This is a genomic window from Alteromonas sp. W364 (assembly GCF_031846205.1).
Classification (GTDB): Bacteria; Pseudomonadota; Gammaproteobacteria; order Enterobacterales; family Alteromonadaceae; genus Glaciecola; species Glaciecola blandensis.
Genome location: NZ_JAVRID010000007.1, coordinates 246,430 through 267,264, shown reverse-complemented (window position 1 = coordinate 267,264; position 20,835 = coordinate 246,430). Strand labels below are relative to the sequence as shown.

The 20,835-nt window shown below is 42.2% G+C and carries 18 protein-coding genes; 5 read left to right on the top strand and 13 right to left on the bottom strand.

Annotation, left to right across the window (positions count from 1 at the left end; all coding sequences use genetic code 11):
- Nucleotides 1-191 precede the first annotated feature (191 nt).
- Entirely contained in the window at nucleotides 192-548 is a 357-nt protein-coding gene (locus RM556_RS13205; RefSeq protein WP_311374804.1) for a hypothetical protein, read from the bottom strand.
- Between the two features lie 90 nt (nucleotides 549-638).
- A complete protein-coding gene (locus RM556_RS13200) occupies nucleotides 639-1,265 on the bottom strand; it encodes a hypothetical protein (protein ID WP_311374803.1) in 627 nt (208 codons plus the stop codon).
- Nucleotides 1,266-1,887: 622 nt separating this feature from the next.
- On the opposite strand from RM556_RS13200, the gene RM556_RS13195 reads away from it, so the two are divergent.
- On the top strand, nucleotides 1,888-3,747 hold the full coding sequence (locus RM556_RS13195; protein ID WP_311374802.1) for a hypothetical protein: 1,860 nt from the start codon (nucleotides 1,888-1,890) through the stop codon (nucleotides 3,745-3,747).
- 271 nt (nucleotides 3,748-4,018) lie between these two features.
- Here RM556_RS13195 and glmS read toward each other — a convergent pair whose 3' ends face one another.
- The 5 genes from glmS to glmU form a co-directional block, all read right to left on the bottom strand.
- The gene (gene glmS, locus RM556_RS13190; RefSeq protein ID WP_311374801.1) at nucleotides 4,019-5,851 is read right to left on the bottom strand and encodes a glutamine--fructose-6-phosphate transaminase (isomerizing); all 1,833 of its coding nucleotides are present in this window, start codon (nucleotides 5,849-5,851) and stop codon (nucleotides 4,019-4,021) included.
- A gap of 42 nt (nucleotides 5,852-5,893) precedes the next feature.
- A complete protein-coding gene (locus tag RM556_RS13185; protein WP_311374800.1) occupies nucleotides 5,894-6,667 on the bottom strand; it encodes a DeoR/GlpR family DNA-binding transcription regulator in 774 nt (257 codons plus the stop codon).
- A gap of 116 nt (nucleotides 6,668-6,783) precedes the next feature.
- Nucleotides 6,784-7,299 (bottom strand): rhodanese-like domain-containing protein, encoded by a 516-nt coding sequence (locus RM556_RS13180; RefSeq protein WP_311374799.1) that lies wholly within the window; start codon nucleotides 7,297-7,299, stop codon nucleotides 6,784-6,786.
- 48 nt (nucleotides 7,300-7,347) lie between these two features.
- The gene (locus RM556_RS13175) at nucleotides 7,348-7,656 is read right to left on the bottom strand and encodes a metalloregulator ArsR/SmtB family transcription factor (protein WP_311362126.1); all 309 of its coding nucleotides are present in this window, start codon (nucleotides 7,654-7,656) and stop codon (nucleotides 7,348-7,350) included.
- 124 nt (nucleotides 7,657-7,780) lie between these two features.
- Entirely contained in the window at nucleotides 7,781-9,139 is a 1,359-nt protein-coding gene (glmU, locus tag RM556_RS13170; RefSeq protein ID WP_311374798.1) for a bifunctional UDP-N-acetylglucosamine diphosphorylase/glucosamine-1-phosphate N-acetyltransferase GlmU, read from the bottom strand.
- Nucleotides 9,140-9,262: 123 nt separating this feature from the next.
- Between glmU and RM556_RS13165 the strand changes: the two genes are divergently transcribed.
- A complete protein-coding gene (locus RM556_RS13165; RefSeq protein WP_311374797.1) occupies nucleotides 9,263-10,723 on the top strand; it encodes a diguanylate cyclase in 1,461 nt (486 codons plus the stop codon).
- Here the strand turns inward: RM556_RS13165 and RM556_RS13160 are convergent.
- The 3 genes from RM556_RS13160 to RM556_RS13150 are packed head-to-tail and all read right to left on the bottom strand — an operon-like array spanning nucleotide 10,720 to nucleotide 13,606.
- Nucleotides 10,720-11,601: a DMT family transporter gene (locus RM556_RS13160; protein WP_311374796.1), complete on the bottom strand. Its 882-nt coding sequence runs from the start codon at nucleotides 11,599-11,601 to the stop codon at nucleotides 10,720-10,722. The genes RM556_RS13165 and RM556_RS13160 overlap by 4 nt on opposite strands.
- A complete protein-coding gene (locus RM556_RS13155; protein ID WP_311362122.1) occupies nucleotides 11,579-12,097 on the bottom strand; it encodes a methylated-DNA--[protein]-cysteine S-methyltransferase in 519 nt (172 codons plus the stop codon). Before RM556_RS13155 ends, RM556_RS13160 begins: the two co-directional genes overlap by 23 nt.
- 6 nt (nucleotides 12,098-12,103) lie before the next feature.
- Nucleotides 12,104-13,606 carry an Ada metal-binding domain-containing protein gene (locus RM556_RS13150; RefSeq protein WP_311362121.1) on the bottom strand — a complete coding sequence of 501 codons (1,503 nt, stop codon included), beginning with the start codon at nucleotides 13,604-13,606 and terminating at the stop codon, nucleotides 12,104-12,106.
- A 130-nt stretch (nucleotides 13,607-13,736) separates the two neighbouring features.
- Between RM556_RS13150 and RM556_RS13145 the strand changes: the two genes are divergently transcribed.
- Nucleotides 13,737-14,873: a serine hydrolase domain-containing protein gene (locus RM556_RS13145; protein ID WP_311374795.1), complete on the top strand. Its 1,137-nt coding sequence runs from the start codon at nucleotides 13,737-13,739 to the stop codon at nucleotides 14,871-14,873.
- A gap of 252 nt (nucleotides 14,874-15,125) precedes the next feature.
- Here RM556_RS13145 and speA read toward each other — a convergent pair whose 3' ends face one another.
- Nucleotides 15,126-17,051 (bottom strand): biosynthetic arginine decarboxylase, encoded by a 1,926-nt coding sequence (gene speA, locus RM556_RS13140; protein WP_311374794.1) that lies wholly within the window; start codon nucleotides 17,049-17,051, stop codon nucleotides 15,126-15,128.
- A gap of 306 nt (nucleotides 17,052-17,357) precedes the next feature.
- Here speA and RM556_RS13135 point away from each other — a divergent pair, with 306 nt between their 5' ends.
- Entirely contained in the window at nucleotides 17,358-18,299 is a 942-nt protein-coding gene (locus tag RM556_RS13135) for a response regulator (protein WP_311362118.1), read from the top strand.
- Nucleotides 18,300-18,303: 4 nt separating this feature from the next.
- Here RM556_RS13135 and RM556_RS13130 read toward each other — a convergent pair whose 3' ends face one another.
- On the bottom strand, nucleotides 18,304-19,068 hold the full coding sequence (locus tag RM556_RS13130) for an exodeoxyribonuclease III (RefSeq protein ID WP_311374793.1): 765 nt from the start codon (nucleotides 19,066-19,068) through the stop codon (nucleotides 18,304-18,306).
- 176 nt (nucleotides 19,069-19,244) lie between these two features.
- Here RM556_RS13130 and RM556_RS13125 point away from each other — a divergent pair, with 176 nt between their 5' ends.
- On the top strand, nucleotides 19,245-20,096 hold the full coding sequence (locus RM556_RS13125; RefSeq protein WP_311374792.1) for a sterol desaturase family protein: 852 nt from the start codon (nucleotides 19,245-19,247) through the stop codon (nucleotides 20,094-20,096).
- Nucleotides 20,097-20,109: 13 nt separating this feature from the next.
- Here the strand turns inward: RM556_RS13125 and RM556_RS13120 are convergent, their stop codons facing one another.
- The gene (locus RM556_RS13120) at nucleotides 20,110-20,835 is read right to left on the bottom strand and encodes a hypothetical protein (protein WP_311374791.1); all 726 of its coding nucleotides are present in this window, start codon (nucleotides 20,833-20,835) and stop codon (nucleotides 20,110-20,112) included.

The window sequence follows — 20,835 nt, the reverse complement described above, 5'->3', positions numbered from 1 at the left end:
GTTGCCTTTTGGGTGGATTAAAACCAAATTTTGCTTTGACCATAGATTTTTCTGACAGGCAAGTTAACGGCAATTGCAGACACACGCCGTTCAAATTCGTATGCGAGCTTTGTGGACATTGCGGTCATTGAGTACCCTAGACTAAGCACTGGGTGGTAAATTAACGCGTCTATGCTTAGCTTTTTAAAGGACTATTTCCATTTCACGATTGCTGTAGCTTGACAAGACGTGATTCCGGAAATTCCGTTTCGTCCCATGGATATTCGAATGCGCTGGTCATTCACGGTTTCAATGGGCTTACCGACTTTATCTGAGTGCTCCCAAGCAATTGCTGTTAATTGGCTTCTACAAGCGGTAGCGACAGCATCACTTTCAGGTATAAACTGATATCTTGAATAGTAAACTGTAATTCCGAACCCATCCTCACGATCTTCTATTCCGTACTCTGTATCTTTATCATATGTGGACAATGGGATGTTCGTATGACTGACTGGTGTTGCACAACCTACAAGTAAAAAACTTAAAATAATTGAAAGTATTAGTTGCATGCTCAATCCTTTTTTTTGGGCTTATAACGCCGCATTCTGCGGCAAGAAGTTTGGGCGACCCCGGAAAACTAGTCTGACAGCAATGCCTTTTTAAGAGTGTATAGGCGATGTGTGCCCACTAGCCCAATGTGCCCCGTAAAAATCAAACAACCATAAGGAATGCCTCGGGTCATCTTCAAAGATAATATATTTGTAGGTGACTTGATTATCACCAAGCACAACCTCTCTAAATAAATGAATTTGAGGAAGTATTTCCTCGGGAACACCACTTAGCCACTGCACTGATAACTGTGCATCATGCGTTACTGACGACCCCGAATGATGAAAATATAAACCTCTTATTGTTCTTTCGATAACAGCATCGTGAGCTGCTGAGTTCCATAGCACACCCCTGCGTGTCTCCAGAAGTCCTTGATTATTTACTACTTCAACCTCGGTTGATTCTCGGCGAATCGCTGAAAGTAAAGACTGGTTTCTTTGTAATGTTCGAACAGTCTTTTCTTGAAATAGCCTTCTCGCTATTTCATTATTGCCGGCCGCCTGCATGCTAAGAAAAACTTTGAAGAGGTCATCATTATCTGATGCGCCATTATTGCAGTCAGGGCATGCAGGGACCGTAACCAAATTAGCTGGTCGAGGTTTAGGGAAAATGGCTTTTGGAGGAACATGATCTCTTGTAGTTCCTTCACGTTCACCGCAAATCGCGCATACCGGCATAGCACTCCTTACCCTTTAACACCCTATTATCGTGCCTTCAGAATAACACTCATTACGTTTGATACAAACAAATCTATATTCGTATTCATATCAGTAGGTTATCCTGATCAAAATAAGTGTGTGCAGGGTGTTTAAAAGGATTGCGTCCGTAGCTCAAAAAACTAAGAAATATGCGCAATTTTAAGCATCCCTGACTGTCCGAAAACTGCACAAAGCTGTACTTCAGTGCAGGCTTAGCGGGGACCCGATTATCGCACGAAAATGCTCGTTCATAATTAATTTCCGACCGTCTGCTATTGGATGCTTTGAGACGGTCTTTAACCAAGCAAGTCTTATGCTATTGATACATTAGAAATATCTGGTAAGTTTAAGTTACATGTATTTTATACGCTTTTAATTAATGAATAAAAAGTTATTCTCGCCCTACTACCTAGTCGCCAGCCTATTGCTCGTTATAGCTTTACTAGTCGTATCGATATTCTTTTTTACTTCATCCGAGCTAAAGTTAGTTCCTAATGATTCCCCTTCAAAACAACACTTACCTCATCAGGATTCAAACGCACCACTAAATCCTCAATCAAATACAAATCAGAGACAACTATTACAATCATGCGAATCTTTAGTGGAAGATATAAACGAAAATTACCCACTCGACCTTCATCAATTTAATGACTTTAAATCTCTTTTTAAACTCCTTGTTGAGAGTGACCCATTGTTTACCGGTGACTTGCTTAAAGAAGCAAAATTACGATTGATACCTTCTACACTGAGTCCTGCCCATGTCAGCTTTTATAAAGCAGGCTCGGCAAGGAAAATGCCTTTAACGTTTGATATCAGGGAAGCAAGGAAAAATGGCTCTAACATTTATAATCTCGGCCAATTGATAGAATCAATCGAACGTATACATATAGAACATGCTGAATCTTGGATTTTCAACATAGTAAAGGCCAACCCTAATTCACTATTGCTAAACGGGCATCAAAACGAATCCTTATTGGTGTATTTCATTCGTGAATATATTTTCAACCATGGATTTAGTGAGCAAAGTGTTAATAGCATCATCGACATGTTTTATCGTTCGGGCTATAAAATTCATTTTTTTGATCTTTTTTCAATTACCAATTCGGACCCAATTATTTCAGACGAATACGCTGAGCAAGTCACGAGAATAGCCAAATTACTTTATGCCAAATACAAAGGTAATATTAATCACGTTTTCGATTACTCTATAACCAAGGCAACTAACTTAGTTGAGCTATCAATATCTAACGAGAATTATCTACTAGCAAAATTTTGGCAAAATCAAGGTGTGCCTGTAAAAACAAATTTGAGCGATGAAGTGCTCTTCCCATTATTCTTAGAGTACGATAACAATAGTCCTCAAACGCAAGCATTGCTTAGTTTGCTAGAGTCAGGTGCGCTTACCTTTAAAGGCAGGCGATACAACGAAACTAGACTTAACAAGTTTCTACCACAGAATAACGCTGACGAATACTATAAACGTTTCGAGAACTTCACTTTGTTACCTCAACATAAAATCCAACTCATGGAAGAGAAAAGTCTTCGGTTTGCAAAGCGTTTTTTATCGCTTCAAAGCAATGACGCGGCTGAATTGCCAAAAGAATGCTACGAGGAATATATTAAGCGAACAAATATCATATTTAGTGAAATTCACCCTGATGCATACAGCGAAAGCCATTTTATTATGAACGTTAATGAAGATGTGCTGGAGAAAATTAAAAGAGTGAAGGACGATTCAGTAGCGAACGATAAAGAAAAATTTCAAATTATCAGCATGATTGATGACAGAATAGCTAAGGAAATTATAGAAAGTATGCTATTGCGAAGGAATGTGCATGGCGAAGAAAGGAGCTTTGAATTAGACCCTTGGGAGTCACTCAATGAAGAAGATAAAGCTATTATAGAAAAAATCTTCAACGCTTCTGAGCGCGAGGGTTACGATGGTGTAATAGAGCTTTTATCTGAGTTAAATAGTTTAGATAAAGAGCTTATATCGTCTATCACGCTTAATCTTGCGATTGAATTGAATGCGAGTCCAGAACAAATCAAAAATATACTAGGCGATGGTGGTGTACCCAGTTTTTCTATATTCAGTCATGTACTTTACAACGAAAATATAGAGTTACTTGAAGTACTTATCAACCATGGCACCTCTGTAGATTCATACGCTCTGGAGGGGCAACCGCTCTTAAAACTAGCAGCAGTTAATCATTCAAGGAAAGGGTTTGAATTTCTACTAGATGCTGGAGCCGACCTTGAACTACCAATTGTTGGTTTTGATGCTCTTGATGTTGCATTAAAACGAACAAATGAAGGAACTGATAGTTATTTTTACATAGAAAAACTACTTGAACGTGGCAAAAAAATTGAAGAAAGTCACCGACAAGTATTAAGGGAGCTCGTGATAAAGTATCCCGACAGAACTAAGTCGCTGCTGGATAAGTACGGTATTAATTTATAAATACTTAACGACTTATTTGATACTGAACCCTCCAATGCATTCTCTTTTCTTTTCATCAATAAAGTCGAAACAACAAATTATCTAATTGTTGTAATAGATCCAAGAAAAGTTTAATTAATCGGTTTGCCTCTTGTAGGCTTGGATTAGCTTGAATGGGTGAGGCTAAGCAAAAGATAATACTCTAAGAGTTTCAATCAAAAACGGTCACTAAATGTGACCGTTTTGGTTTCGAGTATTATTTAACGTGCACAGCCGACTCGCAGTATGGCAACTACTCTACCGTAACCGACTTCGCCAAGTTTCTAGGCTGGTCGACATCTGTCCCTTTAATTACCGCCACATAGTAAGATAATAACTGTAGTGGGATAGTATAAATAATCGGTGCGATAGGCGATTCACAATGCGGTACGTTGATGACGCGCATAGTCTCGTCACTTGCGAAATGTGCATCTTTATCTGCAAATACATACATGATGCCGCCACGAGCGCGCACTTCTTCTACGTTTGATTTTAATTTCTCTAATAACTCATTGTTTGGCGCTACGACAATAACAGGCATTTCATCATCAATTAACGCTAATGGGCCATGTTTCAGCTCGCCTGAAGCATAAGCTTCCGCGTGAATGTATGAAATTTCTTTTAGCTTAAGAGCACCTTCCATTGCGATCGGATACTGGTCGCCGCGACCTAAAAACAAGCTGTGATTTTTATCAGCAAATTCTTCAGCTAAGGTTTCAATTCCAGCAGTCAGGGTCAAAGTCTCTTCAAGCTTACTTGGCAGACTATGCAAACCATCGATAATGGCTTTTTTATCTTCTGGGCACATGTTGTTGTATCGGCCTAAAGCCAATGTCAGCATTAGGAAACCCGTCAACTGAGTTGTAAATGCCTTAGTTGACGCCACACCAATTTCAGCACCCGCTAGCGTCATGAAAGACATGTCAGATTCTCTGACCAATGACGAGCCAGGGACATTACAAATGGTCAAGCTAGACATATAGCCTTGTTCTTTAGCAAGGCGAAGTGCAGCCAGCGTATCGGCCGTTTCACCCGACTGTGAAATAGTCACTAGCAAACTGTTCGGGTGCACCACTGATTTGCGGTATCTAAACTCAGATGCAATTTCGACGTTACATGAAACATTCGCATACTGCTCAAGCCAATAACGCGCCGTCATGCCAGAGTGATAACTCGTACCACAAGCGATAATCTGAACATGTTGAATATCTTTTAGAATATCCTCTGAGCCAGCACCAAAAATACCACTTACGATATCGGTTTCACCTAAGCGGTCTTGCAAGGTATTGCGCACAACCGTTGGTTGCTCATGAATTTCTTTTAGCATGTAGTGGCGATATCCACCCTTGTCGCCAGCGTCATGCTCTAATTCTGAATCAAAGACTTCACGTTCAACACTGTCACCGTTTTCATCGTAAATAGAAACCGACGTTCGTGTTATCTCAGCAACATCACCTTCTTCTAGGAAGATGAAACGACGCGTCACTGGCAATAGCGCCATTTGATCAGACGCGATAAAGTTTTCACCAATGCCCAAACCAATCACAAGCGGGCTTCCTGAACGAGCAACGACCACACGCTCTGCGTCTTCTTTATCCATGATCACTGTGCCGTAAGCACCATGGAAAAGCTTCACCGAGTCTTGAACGGCTTGGAGTAGATCTTTTCCTTTTTTCACTTCTTCGTGCACGGTATGAGCAATCGTCTCGGTATCTGTGTCAGAACCGAAAGTATAACCTTTCGCCTGAAGATCACTGCGCAAGGCTTCATAGTTTTCGATAATACCGTTATGTACAACGGCAATGCGCTCAGAGGAGAAATGTGGATGCGCATTCTTTTGGTTTACACCACCATGTGTTGCCCAGCGCGTGTGAGCAATACCGGTAGAGCCTTTTATTGGGTTGCTTGCTATTGCGTCACTGAGCGCTTTTACTTTACCAACCTGACGCTCTCTGCGCAGATTCCCATCACCATCGAGCAATGCAACACCTGCCGAGTCGTATCCACGGTATTCGAGGCGTCTCAGGCCTTCCAATAAAATTTCTACCACGTTTCTTTCGGCAATCGCGCCAACAATTCCACACATAATTTTGTCCTAATCTGTCTTAAATTCTATTTGGTTTCAGTATTACTCTGCTGAAACCTTTGCGCACATAACGGTAACGCCATGCGCCTCTATTCGTTTTTTCGCCTCAGGAGGAATTAAACTATCAGTCACTAACACTGAAATACTTTTCCAAGGCAACTCTATATTCGGTATCTTGCGCTCAAGTTTCTCTGACTCGGCCAGTATAATGAGCGACTTACTTACATCGGCCATTGTTCTGCTAAGTGAAACCAGTTCATTGAATGTCGTTGTGCCGCGCTCGACGTCTATTCCCGCTGCACCAACAAAAGCTTGATCAAAATTGTAGGCTTTAAGCATGTTTTCCGCCATCTGCCCTTGAAAAGAATGCGACTGCGCATCCCATGTACCGCCTGTCATCAGTACTTGAGGTTCATTCTCTGCTTCGAGCAAGGCATTAGCTACATGTAAAGAGTTAGTCATAACGACCAAGCCTAGTTTTTTCAGGATATGAGGGAGAAGCGCTGAGGTTGTGCTACCACCATCAACGATGATGCGATTATGATCTTTGATCAAGCTTGCCGCTAAAGTAGCAATTGCTTTCTTTCGACTCGAAAGCTTTTCATTTGAAAGCTCTGAAGACTCAGCAGGCAGTAAAACTGCGCCACCAAACTTTCGCAGTAACAAACCGTTGTTCTCTAGTTCAGCTAAGTCCTTACGAATCGTAACTTCTGACGTAGAAAAGTATTTTGCTAATTCATCAACTGCTACTTCGCCGCGCTCATTAAGGCGTTCAATGATCGCGCGACGACGCTGTTGAGTGTTTCTTTTTTGCAAAACGCAAGGCCTTAAATTTCAAATCGAAAGGCATTATAGTTATTTTCTTTCGATTTGCAAATTCGCAGCCAAAACCCTTTAAGATAAAAAGGAGTGGAGGGGGTATTGGCTTTGACCTATTTATTCCAAGGCAGTTTGGCCATGATCATTGCAAGATTGCACTTGCCAGTCGCGCCAGAGAACAGAAGACCTGCACCAAAAAGTGCCGGAATTACAATGAATGCAGAGTCGATAGCGAACGTTGCTATACTTCCCAACAAAACAAAACCGCCGATAGTCAGTTGTACTTGCCTGTCTAGGGGTAAAGTTGAACTTTCGCCAATTTGAGTATCAAAGCCTGCATTTTGCCATGCTTCAATACCACCCATTAAATTATAGACGGTGACAGACTCATCTTGATCCGTCACTTTAACGCAAGCAGAATTTCCCCGTGCCCCTTTTTGGCAATATATAACGACTTTCTGCTCAGTTTGCGGTAAATCACTCGATGTAATCTTACCCAAGGGTAGTAAAGTGGCTCCTTGTATATGGTTAGTGGAGAACTCGGCTGGCTCGCGCACGTCAATTAAAATAGCATCTTCATTGTCTAGCCAGCGTTTAACTTGTAGTGCATCGATATTTTGGAACTTCATAGTTACCCCAGTTTGTTTACTGACAAAGATATTAGGCACACCTAATATCTAATCTTTACAATATATCAAGTATAAGGTTGATAGAATTGCATTGGCTTCAATACTTGCGAGTCGATAGTAAACCATCTGACCTTTTTTCTCAGTTGCGACTACTTCGGATTCGCGAAGCTTCGCCAAGTGTTGTGATAAAGCTGATTGCGAAATATTCAGAAGGGATTCTAGCTCACCGACGCTGCGCTCCCCTGCTACTAGTGAACATAAAATTTGAAGTCGATATTGATTGGCGAGCAGTTTCAAGAACTGTTCCGCTTGCTTAGCATTTTCAGCTAATTTTGTGTTTTGAGATTCGTTTAGCATACGCAACCTTATATTAGACAAACCTAATATATATCAAAGGTAGTGTTTAGTGAACGTAAAGATCAAAAAAGGCCAGTAAAATGAATTCTACTGGCCTCATATAGCTAGGTTTACTTGGGTAAGTCTATTTTTTCTTAGGTCGTTCCCAGCCAGCAATCGAGCGTTGCTTACCACGAGCAATAGCCAGTTCTTCTGCATTTACATCTTTAGTAACCACAGAACCGGCGCCGACAGTTGCATTCGTGCCAATAGACACTGGCGCTACCAGCGAGCTATTACTACCAACAAACACACCGTCACTAATGATCGTCTTGAATTTGTTGACACCGTCGTAGTTGCAAGTAATCGTACCCGCCCCTACATTCACACCTTTGCCAATTTCAGCATCGCCGATATAGGTCAAATGATTGACCTTTGAACCTTCTCCGATAACTGATTTTTTCACTTCACAGAAGTTTCCTACTTTGGCGCCATTATGTAGGTCTGCACCGGGTCGTAGACGAGCGTAAGGGCCAATAGTGCAGCTATTTGCAACCGTTGCGTCTTCAATTAATGAAAATGCTTCAATCACTGAACCGTCGCCAATTGTGCAGTTTTTCAAAACACAATTTGGCCCGATGGATACCTTATTTCCAATAGTGACATTGCCTTCGAAAACGGCGTTGATGTCTATTGTCACATCTTGTCCAACCGTCAGTGAGCCTCGCACATCAATGCGATGTGGGTCAGCGAGGCTGACACCTTCCATCATTAATGCTTCAGCATTGCGTAATTGATAAGCGCATTCTAAAGATGATAGCTGAACACGGTTATTTACACCTTCTACTTCTCTTTCCCATACTGGGTGTGCAGCTCGAATAGTCAGTCCTTCATTAGCTGCCATTTCAATAACGTCAGTTAAATAGTATTCACCTTGCGCATTGTCATTGGATAGGGCGCCTAACCAGCGTTTTAAATCGCTACCAGCCATCAACATCATGCCTGTATTAATTTCTTTTATTTCTCGTTGTGCGTCACTTGCATCTTTGTGTTCAACAATCGCTTTGATATTGTCACCGTCACGAACGATACGGCCCATTCCGGTCGGATCATCAAGATGTACTGTAAGCAGTGCTAGATCTGCAGAAGCTTTTGCATCAACCAAGCGACGCAGAGTATCTGCACTGATTAGTGGTGCGTCACCCACTAAGATCATCACATCTTCATCATCCTTTATGTGTTCAACTGCTTGTTGCACGGCGTGACCTGTACCCAATTGTTCAGCCTGTAAGCACCAATTAACTTGGTGGTGATCAAGCGCCGTTTTTAATAGGTCAGCACCGTGACCATAAACTAAGTTAAGGCTTTGGCAATCGAGCTCTTTTGCTGTATCGATGATGTGCTCAACCATTGGTTTCCCTGCAATTTTATGCAAGACCTTAGGGAGCGAAGATTTCATTCTAGTACCCTTACCGGCAGCTAGGATAATAACGGATAGTGACATGTAACATTCCTTTTTGATTTGCGCAGTAGTGTAACTGAGTGGGCACACCTTGTCAGTAGACCTTGTTTAAATATTAAGCTATCATGCGCGCTAAATTTACAGGACGTTTTTTACTTTGAAAAAATGAACATTTTTCGTACGCTACATCGCAGTATTCTTATTCTTTTCGCCGTGGTCGTGATATCAATCATTACCCTTGTGCACTTCAGTATGACCAAAATAGTGGCTGAGCAAAGCAGAGCTCACCAGGCGTCTCTCTCACCTGCAGTACGTTTAGTTGTAGAGCAAGTAATAGAGCCACTTCATGTTGCCGAGACACTTAGCCAATCGCAAGAACTTATCAATATTGTGAGAGATTCGGCAGTTTCTGAAAACGTAAATGAAACCCAAATATTTTCAACCCTGAGTCGCCTAGAACGTGAATTCGACATGGGTTTTTTTGTTGCCCTAGAGAAACAAAAGAAACAATTCAACTCAGATGGCACTACCTTAGAGTTGGTCGAGGGTGAGGTAAGTTGGTATTTTAAATATCGAGACAGACCTGAGCTTTCTGTTGGTGACATTGGTAAATGGGAAGACACGCACTTTTTTATAGATATCAAAATATTTAGCGAAAAAGGTGAGTTTCTTGGCTTCTTTGGTGTCGCGCAAAGCCTTGAAAAATTCATTGACGTATTCAAACAACATAAAGCCAAATACGGCCACGATTTTATTTTTGTCGACCCTGAAGGCACGATCATGCTTTCTTCCGCTCCTGCTTTAAATGCGAGTCAGTCCAAATTCAATAAACTACAAGATTTAAGCTGGTATCAAGCGCTTCTAGCTGAGAGTTCAGAACCAATAGATGAAACCACAACTCGACCGATAGATATCAATAACCAGCTAATTACCGTAAACGAAGAAGATGTGCTCATCGCACAAGTAAACCTAGACTTGTTCGATTGGACGCTACTGTTGATGTCACCTCTCGAAGAACAACAAACCGAAATCAGCCGAGGCTTCATTTTTTCAGTCATCTCGGTTTTGGCCGTGATCTTCATACTGTTTTTAATTATCTACAATTTACTTTTCTATTTCCGCAAGGATCTGCAGAGCGATGCCATTGTATTGCCTTACTGTAAGATGCCATCGGATGAAACAATCAAATATATTATCGACGCGAAGTCCTATTCTGATGATGCCTATATAGCACTAATTCAGTTAAACGATTTATACCAAAAACCACTTACCGCAGAATGTATACCTGCACTCAGTAGTGTCGGCACCAAAGTATCTGAATTTTTAATTGAGTCACTGGATAAATTCAGTACCGAAGGCTATTTAGGAAAGGTGAATGAGAGCCAATGGTTGATATTGCTCCAAAACACCAATGCCGACAAAGCCTCACTATTTATGGAAAATGTGAGACATGGTCTAGCGACCATTCAATCAGAGTGTGAAAAACAGCAGGCGATGTTGAAGTTTTCTACGTGTAAAGTGAAGTTAGAAAATGACGACAACTTTGTATCTGCAATATTGAGACTCAAACCCGCTCTCGACAACATTGATACGGCAAAAACCACTGCACCACCAATCGACTTTTAAAGCGAAGGGATCTTCCGGCGTCGCCTGACGATCCCTGTCGTGATCATCACGCCAAGTATTATCATGCTACCTCCCGTAATCGCATACGCAGACAGTGTTTCGCCCAGTACAACCATGCCCCAAAATATGCCAAATACTGGTACTAAATAACCCACAGTCATTGCTTGAGAAGCGCCAACTTTAGCAATCAAATCAAAGTACATGATGTATGCAACGCCAGTACAAAGAACGGCTAAGATGAGGGCAGCTCCCCATGTGGTGAGATCAGGACTCACGTTTGGCCAGGTATAGACTGCCAATGGCATGAGAAGTAAAGCAGCAAAGACCTGGCTTCCTGCGGCGATGGCAAATGGCTTAACACCACTCAAATGTTTTTTCATATAACACGCAGCAATACCGTAGCAACATGTCGCAACCAGCGCAGACAAAACTGGAATCAACGTCACGGGGGTAGTGGATTGATTGTCTTGGCTGATAACAACAACGCCTAAAAATCCAAGGAAAATGCCGATAACACCATGCAAGCCAATACGATCTTGTAAATAAAAGAACGCGATAATGGCACCAAACATAGGTGCCGTTGCATTCAATATGGCGGTTAAACCTGCGTCTAAATGAACGCTTGTATAGGAAAATAAGCAAAAAGGAATTGCGGTATTCACTGCACCGACAAACAACAACTTAGCCCAGTTTGCAGTTAAATCAGCAAATTGCTTTGTAAAATAAACCACCGGCAACAAAAATAGGGCAGCTAAACTTGCTCGTACTTCTACCAGCGCGAACACACCAAAGGAAGGCACGGTCGCTTTCATCAGCATGAAAGACGCTCCCCAAATGGCACCCAATAACAATAATTCAAGTAAGTGAGAAGTCTTCAATGTCACCCTTAGATTCTAGTGCTAACAAATATGTTTTACGCTGCAAGCCACCCGCATAGCCTGTTAATTTGCCATTGGAGCCAATAATTCGATGACAAGGGATTACGATAGGGATGGGGTTTTTACCATTTGCTGCGCCGACTGCTCTGCAAGCCTTCACGTTCCCTATCGATTTCGCTATATCCAAGTAGCTTGCTGTATCGCCAAATTTTACTTCAAGCAAACTCGCCCAAACCGCTTTTTGAAAATCGGTTCCGTCAGGCGCGAGAGGAAGTGAAAACTCAGTTCTTTCACCGGCAATGTATTCTTTTAGCTGCTGAGCTGCAAGCCTAGAAACACTATTTTCATTTTCAGCTGGGTGTGTGTCGCTAAAATCGATAGCTTTGACAGCGATTTCATCAGCAAAGATGGTCAGCGAACCCGCGGGGCTGGTCACAACGCTTTTATACAAATGGTCGTATTGTGGGTATTTACTACTTTCTAATTGTGTATTCATTGGTCCCTATAACTCCATATTCCATAAACTTAGCGTCAAATAACTGCGCCACGGAGCAGCAGCCATCGAGTTAATTTCGACACCTCTTTGCGCTAAGGCTTTTATACGATTCTTTATAATCAAATCAGTATCTAAAAAGATATCGGGAAAGTCTGAGTTTCGCATAGCAACATAATTTACCGTCCAAGGACCGATACCTTTAATGTTCAGCCATTCTTTAATATCCGCGTCGAAGTGCTGACACATAAAGTGTGCAAATGCTTTCAATGTCGCTTTGCGTGCATTCGGCATTTTTAAGAACGATAAATCGGCATTCGCTACCTGTTCTGGACTCACAAATGGACGTAAAGCTTTGTAAGCATCGCTTTCCTTACCATTACTATTCTCAAATTCGCCCAATAAATTGTGTTGTAATAAATTAAGTTGTCCTATGGCTGCTTTTACTGTTACCTGTTGACCAATAATGGCACGGCAGCCTGCTTCGAAGCGATTAATGATACTTGGTAAACGAATGCCATGAGTCAACAAGCCTTCAGGCACTCCCGATTGTTTAATGCCTTGTTGAATAAAAGTAGCATCAGAATCTAAATCTAACATCTTCCTAACCATTCGAATGCTGGCCTTTAGTACAGAAATATCAGATAGATCAAAGTAAACCCTAAAGCGATTATGTTCTCCTTCATGCACCGCGCAAAAACGCACTGCCTTGCCAGCAATCTCTAAGGCTTTACTAATACTATTTTGCGTCACTATTTCATTGCTTTGCAATGCTCTTATATCGAAGAAGTCTCGAACATACGCCCAATTGTAAGGCGGTCTATAGCTCAACAGCACCGTGATTGTCTCGCCGTCATTATGTTTACTGAATGATTTGGCTTTGCGAATTTGGCTTGGTGACAAACCCGTATGTTGTTTCAAATGACTTTGCATTGGCTTTGCAGCATTGAAACCGCTCGCTAGAGCAACCTCTTCGATAGGAAGAGTTGACTCATGCAGCAGTTGTTTAGCAAACAACAGGCGGTGATAAACCTGATATTTTTTGGGTGCCACCTGCAAATGCTCATTGAAAAGCTGATTAAAATATCGAGTCGATATTCCCAACTTTTCTGCGATATCGGCAATACTTAAATCCAAATTTTCAGCCAATAAACGCGCGCCTCGTTCCACAGTCGTTTCGACGCCTTTCCAAGCAAATGAACCTGGCGCACTGTCTGGACGGCACATTAAACAAGGTCGAAAGCCATGTTTAATAGCATTTATAGCAGTATCATAGTATTCCACATTCTTTTCGAGCGGCGCTCTCGCTTTGCAAATCGGACGACAAAAAATGCCTGTTGTTTTCACCCCTATAAAAAACAAACCATCAAAGCGTGGATCACGAGCTTCACGCGCTTTTCTAATTTGTTCAATACTCAGGTTTTGCATGTACATAAATAATACCGCTAAATTGCAATGAGCAGAGTGTAGCGCGTCTAAGATCAAAAACACGTCATTTTCGGAACTGCTCATTAATTATTCGAATAAGGAAAAGAACAACGACATCATCAATGCATCTGCACAAAGAACGAACATGGCTTGAACTTACCAGGGCATATGGAGGATAATACGGCCTGGAAAATAATAAAAATAAGTAGTTAATTTGTCTCTATTAAAGCAATCCTTGGCCTTTACTCTGTTAGCAATTTCGTTCGTAGCACCCGCTGCGCAGAGCGAGTGGGTAGCCAAGTACACCCAAGAAATAAAGGCTCAAGCTAAGCAAAAAAAGTTGCCTGGCTTCGCCTTTGTCATGGTTGAGAGAGACCAAGAGAGCACATTTACCTTCTATGGCAAAACAGATCGTCACGGTACCCCAATTGATAAAGAGACCGTCTTTCGTTTAGCGTCTGTATCTAAAACGTTTACTGCTGCTTTCGTAGCAAAAGAAATTGAAGAAAATAAATTCACGTGGGAAAACAGCCTTCAAGACTTATTACCCGACTATCAATTCGATAACTACGCTGATACCCCGATTCTTTTAGAGCACCTTATCGGTCAGTCAACTGGTTTTATACCAAACGCTTACGACAACCTCATTGAAGCCAACTACAAATTACCGCGCGTTTTACAACATTTGGAAAAACTCGACTCCTTATGTAAACCAGGCGTGTGTTACACCTACCAAAACACCTTTTTTGGCGTGCTTGAAGAATACTATCGAGGCAAAGAAACCAGCTTTGCAGACGAAATTACAAATAACCTGATCAAGCCGCTAAAAATGCCAACTGCCAGTGTGGGTATGGAAGCCTTAATGGCATCCAAAAAATGGGCAAAGCCACACGCAGCAATAGATAAGAATCGCTGGGTAAGCGTAAAGGTGAAAGATAACTACTATAAATATAACCCTGCTGCTGGCATCAATGCGAGCGCAGCCGACATGGAGATTTGGCTAAAAGCCATGCTAGTTGAATACCCTAAAATCATTAACCAAGACCTCGTGACGGCGATCACCACTCCACGTGTGAAAACCAAACGTGAGATGTATCGTCGTGAATGGCGAAAAGTCATTAAAGACGCCCATTACGCTCTGGGTTGGCGTGTTTATAATGTGGATGATATTGAGATTATTTATCATGGCGGTTGGGTGCAAGGATACCGAGCTGACGTAGCATTTTCGCCTGAGTTAGGTGTGGGTTATGCCATGCTGATGAACGCAGAATCGAACCTCATTAATGAAATCACCGCTGATTTCTGGAAAGGCCAAATAAAGGCCTACCGCGCAACAAACAACGCAAACTAGTCACACCTAAAGCAGGGCAAGGGCCTTGCTGTGGTTGTACACTTGTTGAATTAAGACGAAGAACTAGCAAAGCGCTCTCCCCTTAAAAAGTCGCTTCAAGGCCATCCATGGCACGCTCGACACTCGGCGTCCTGCCGAGTGACGCTTTTTAAGAGGAGAGCGCTTCACTATTCCTTCTTTCGTTCCATTCAACGAAAGAGGCTGATATTCACTTGGGAACAGCAAGGCCCTTGCCCTGCTTTTGGTTTGAGTTTAGCTTGTTTTAAGGTAGGTATACCCTTCTAAGCAATTTTCGTAGAAATCAGTCCATTTCACACCTTCGCGCGGTGGAATTTGACCGTTCGCTACTTGCTTATCTATCTGGCGCTTCACATCCATTGCCATCGCACTCGGATGGTACTGCATAATAGATAAGACATTTTCTACAGACGAACCTTTCACGACTTCCTCTATATAGAAGTCTTCAGGATCATCATCGAAGCTAAAAATATGCACTTCATTTAGTCGCCCGAACAAATTGTGCATATCGCCCATAACGTCTTGATAAGCGCCTGTTAGAAATAAACCTAAATGGGCTTTCTCATTTTTCTCAAGTTGGCGAATAGGCATGATGTTTTGTAGATTGCGGTCAACAATAAACTGATCAATTTTGCCATCGCTATCGCAAGTAATATCGACTAGTGAGCAATTGATATCAGGTGCTTTATCCATGCCAGTTAATGGTACCACCGGCAGTAATTGGTCGATTGCCCAAGTATCTGCAGCAGATTGGAATATAGAGAAGTTACACAAATATTGTGAAGAAAGTGAAAAGTCGAGATGCTGCAAACCTTCAGGAACAAATTCCACATCACGATATTGAACTTGAACCCAGCGTAAAATTTGCCAGTAAATGGTTTCAATTTTACCCAATTCTTCTAAAGAAATAACACGCAGTTTAAACGCAGATACAGCCTGTTCTTTCCACTCAGACGCATCGTTGTAGATCTCTTGTAGGTTTCTGGCACCGTCTAAGCTCAAATAGAGTTCACGCATATTTTTTAATAGTACATGCTCATTCTCCACTTCCGTGGTGTCGAGCCTCGCTCCATCAGCTTTGATTTCACCAACAATCTCTGTGATCACGCAGCTGTGATGCGCGGTAATGGCTCGGCCGCTTTCAGTCACTAAGTTGGGATGAGGAACACCTTCTAAGTCACATACTTCTTTCATGCCGTAAACAACATCGGCAACGTATTCGGCTAAGCTGTAATTACGAGAAGAATCGTTAGTTGATTTACTGCCGTCATAATCGATGCCTAAACCGCCACCTACATCAACATACTCTAGCGCGAAACCCATTTTATGTAGCTCTGAATAAATTCGTGCACCTTCGTTCACAGCGTCTTTAATTGCTCGGATATCAGGGAGCTGACTACCAATATGGAAATGCAGAAGCTTAAGCGTGTGGGACATGCCTTCCTGTTCGAGGAAGCGCGCAGAGTTAATGATTTCAGGTACTGTTAAACCGAATTTTGCGCGATCGCCGCTGGAGCCTTGCCACTTTCCGCGGCCCAAGGCGGTCATTTTTGAACGCAGACCAATGATCGGCTCAATATTTAATTCTTTAGAGACTTTGACCAACATCAGTAGTTCGGAATACTTCTCAATGACAACGACCACTTTGCGACCGAGTTTTCTGCCAAGCAAAGACAAACGAATAAATTCTTCGTCTTTATAGCCATTGAGAATCGTGAGAGAGTCGAGATTAGTATTTAACGCCAATACAGCGAGTAACTCAGATTTAGAACCAGCTTCAAGGCCGTAGTTGTATGGTGCCCCTGCGTCAACGATCTCTTCAACCACTTCACGCATTTGATTTACTTTTATCGGGTACACACCATTGTATTGGCCTTGATAATCAGCATCTGCAATCACTTGATTGAAGGCTTCATTAATACCAATGACCTGAGAACGAAGAATATCGTGAAACCGGACTACCACAGGAAACTGGATGCCTTCCTGTGAAATCTCATCGATCACTGACTTAAAATCGATGCGTACGTTTGGATTTTTAGGATCCGGAGATACCTTTACATTGCCATTTTCACCGATACTAAAATAACCGCCACCCCAGCTTGAGACACCATAAGTGCGCTCAGCATCGTCAATTGACCACTCGACCTTATTTTCTGTCATATCCGCACCCTATTACTCACGCTTCAAATAAAAAATTCGCCCACCCACATTCGGGGGCGGCGTATTATAATCAAGTTTAGCTTCCTGACTAACAATTTCGCTGTGTAAATAAAAAAAACTGTATAGTAGTTGAGCAGTTTCAGTGCTAATGTTATACCAATGTTAAATTTATTTAGCAGTTAAACAGAGTAACATGCTTGATCTGGCACTTAAATGCCCTTCGTCTTTGCGCACAGTATTGAGTTGTTTGAGAAGAAAATATACTACTGTCGTCATTTCACGTTTGGGTAAACGAGGACAATCGATATGGGTAGCGCACTGCAAGTAGATAGCGATATGGAAAATTCAACAAAGCGAGTTCTTGTCATTGACGACAATGAAATGGAACTGAAGTTGTACTTCAACGGCTTAGGTAAACATTTCGACGTCTCTTTCGCGCCGAATGCTCGTACTGCATGGGAAATGCTAAATAGCGCTCCTTTGCCTGACGCTATTATTCTCGATATCATGATGCCAAATGAAGATGGCCTTAATCTATGTAACAGAATCAAAGAAACCCAATTTATCCAAGACGTACCTGTTATATTTGTGTCCTCATTAACCGGTCCCTCAGTAAAATCACAGGCGTTCGAACTCGGTGGTGCAGATTTTGTTACCAAGCCTCCTATGATGACTGAATTGATAGCGCGGCTTCATCGGCATATCGCGCTATATCGCAAAACTAAAAAGCTAGAATCCTTAATATTCATTGATCCGCTGACACATCTTCCGAACGAAGCTAAGTTCAAAGAGGTACTAGGAATTGAATGGGCAAGATGCGCTCGTTATTGGCACCACATGACTTTGCTCATTGTGCGTGTAGAAAAGATACAGAATATTCAAGAGATGCAAGGCAATGATCATTACTTCGCTGTATTGAGTGCCGTCGCGACTACGCTGTCTACCGCTGGTAATCGTCCAGGTGATTTAGTTGCCACTTTAGGAAACAACGAATTCGCTATATTGCTCTCAGATTGTGGGCACGATGGGGCGGCAATGAAGGCTAAACAAATTGAAGATTTATTCAAAAATGAGCAGATAGCCAATAGTCATCTTGGCTGCACAGTCAGCTATGCTGTTGCTGCTCCAGCAGGCGGGGGGTCGCCTGAAGAGCTGTTTAGTTCAGTCGATAATCGTTTATTTGAATCTCATCAACTAGGTGCTGGTAAAATCTATCCGGTTAACGGTGTGATTGGAATAGACCAGTAATTGACTATACCGATAAATCTACCGAAACCGGGCAGTGGTCCGAGCCAAAAACGTCATTATGAATGTGCGCATCTTGTACCATTGGCATCATGTCTTTAGACGCTAGGAAGTAGTCTATTCTCCAGCCCACGTTGCGTTCGCGAGCACCCGCTCGATAGCTCCACCAGCTGTATTTAACTTCTTCAGGATGATGGAAGCGGAAGGTGTCTGTGAAACCTGCGTCGACAAAATTATCAATCGCATCGATTTCAGCCTGTGTGTAACCGGCGCTTTTATTGTAGTTCGGCTTTGGTCTTGCTAAGTCAATGTCTTTATGAGCAACATTAAGATCGCCACACACCAACACGGGTTTAGTTTCTTCCAAGCCTTTTATATAGGATAGGAAAGCAGCATCCCACTCTTGTCGATAAGGTAAGCGTTTTAATGTGTTGCCTGAATTTGGCGTATAAACAGTGACCACGAAGAAGTGCTCAAACTCTGCAGCAATAACTCGCCCCTCTTGGTCATGCTCCTCGATATCAATCCCGTATTTCACCGACACAGGCTCTACACGACTGAGAATAGCAGTGCCAGAGTAGCCTTTTTTCACGGCGGAATGAGATAAAAGGTGAAAACCCTCTATATCGCCTATCGCTTCAGCTACCTGATCACATTGCGCCTTAGTTTCTTGAAAGCACATAATGTCGGCATTCAAGTGCTTAAAGGAAGTGGCAAAATCTTTCTTCAATACTGCTCTGATACCGTTTACGTTCCAAGATACTACTCGCATTTTGATTCCTATTATTTATTTTATTTCGATGTATTTCACGCGCTGTGAAAAGTGTCCATCGCGTGGTTCTTTGATGCTACTTATTCTAACGTTTAGCAAGCATTTTGTCGTGATGTTTGTACTTTGTATTATCTCCTTGCTATATTAATTTTCTGTTAACAAAGTCCGTGCACAAAATGAATTACCAAATTGTCATTCTTGCTGTATTTATTCTTTTTGCCTTGAAAGAAGCCATCAATGGTGGGTTATTTAATAAAAAGACGGAAGAGAGCTCGGATAGTATTGTTGAGGCAATGAGTACGGTACTTCTGTTTGCTGTTTCTCAACCTTTTGCCTTATTCAGCGCTGCTTTTTTGATGAGCTTGGCATTTCCTCAATATGAAGGAGCGCTTGCGGACACCTCGATTTTCTTGCAAATACTGTTGCTGCTCATCTTTGATGATTTGATGCAATATTGGTGGCATCGCGCTAGCCATACATTCATGTGGTTGTACAACCTTCATCGCGCTCACCACAATGCCAAATACATGAGTGTTCGTATCGTTTTCCGCAATAACTTTTTCTATTACGCGATGATGCCTTCGCTGTGGTTCTCAGGCGCGCTTATTTATTTAGGCCTAGGCTGGGTTTATGCGTTTTACTTAATAGTTAAATTGACGGTGATTATTGGCGCACACTCAGAATGGAAATGGGATAAACCATTATATGAAAACCAATATACCAGTAAGTTTATGTGGATAGTTGAGCGTTTGATATCTACCCCATCAACCCATAGTGCACATCATGGTTACAATGACGAAGATGGCGTGACCACATACAAGGGAAATTATGGCAATTTGCTATTCCTATGGGATGTCATTTTTGGTACTGCAAAGATCACGCGACGTTACCCTGTGCGCTATGGCGTCAAAGGTATGCTTAAAGCGCAGTGGCAGGAGCAGCTATTTTGGCCGTTAGTTCCTTCTGCATTGCAAAAAAAGCGCAAGGCCAAAAAAAAACTAGAGCAGGATGCGCAGTCGCCACAATGATGAATAACGCTGGTCACACACTCGTTTCTATTTCATCGTTTTGAGCCATGCAGTGATATTTGCTCAACAGCAAACCAATGCTTACAAGCGACAACAACATGATCATGAACCAAGGTAGATTGATGTTGAAGGTGTATCGCAATATTGCTAAATAACCAAAGTAAGCGATTACGGAGTATTGCAGCCATAACAAGCTAAGATGTATTTTTTGGCTTTTCAACATGATCGGTTCAAGCACCCGAGAAAAAACCACACTCGAAATCGCTAATAACGAAACGGCAACTCCCACTAAGATAAAAGACACCCAGACAAGTAGCTCTGGCCAACCGATAACTTGTGCAGACTTCGCTGGACCGGACCACAACGCATCCCAACTCACAGCCAAAATCAAGCCTAAAGACATCAGTAAACGCTGATTGTCCCCCGAGTTATCACTAGCAATGCCATCACCACTAAGTGAGCGTAACTCATTGTGCAAAAACCAGAAAATACATGTTGCCGCAATAATACCAACAATGGGCGTTAAAAAAGGCAAGACTTGTACAGAAAAGTACGTCATCAGATAACCCAACATTGGAAACAGTGTGTGGGTGAGTGACACGCCAATGACCCATACCAAAATAGTTCGCATCGATTTGAGTTGATTTGCTCTAGCCAGCGTTGCAAGTGCCACATCGGTTCCGATGCCAATCCCCATTAACAGGCAAGCAAAGCTAAAATCTATTAATGAAACATCCAT